At 61.4% G+C, this 368-nt stretch carries 1 protein-coding gene; it reads right to left on the bottom strand.

What is annotated here, in order from left to right; all coding sequences use genetic code 11:
- The coding region (locus H6M51_RS24335) for an SIS domain-containing protein (RefSeq protein ID WP_185812326.1) at positions 1-368 on the bottom strand (368 nt) is incomplete at both ends.

Below are 368 nucleotides of genomic sequence, written 5' to 3'. Positions count from 1 at the left end.
TTGCGCGGCTGGTCGACATCCGTGCCCATGAAGACGGCGGTGTGATAGGCCAGCAGCTGAATCGGGATCGAGTAAATCATCGGCGAAACGATCTCGGCGACCTCGGGCAGCACGATCGTCGCCATGGTCGGGAGCTTGGAGGCGGCTGCGCCCTTCTCGTCAGTGATGAAGATGATCTTGCCGCCGCGGGCTGCCACTTCCTGCATGTTCGACACCGTCTTCTCAAAGAAGCGGTCGAAGGGGGCGATGACGATGACCGGCATGTTCTCGTCGATCAGCGCGATGGGACCGTGCTTGAGCTCGCCGGCGGCATAACCTTCGGCGTGGATATAGGAGATTTCCTTGAGCTTCAGCGCGCCCTCGAGCGC

Source organism: Rhizobium sp. AQ_MP (genome assembly GCF_014237835.1).
GTDB lineage: Bacteria > Pseudomonadota > Alphaproteobacteria > Rhizobiales > Rhizobiaceae > Allorhizobium.
The sequence above is the reverse complement of the archived record's forward strand: the minus strand, read 5'-3'. Positions and strand labels throughout refer to the sequence as shown.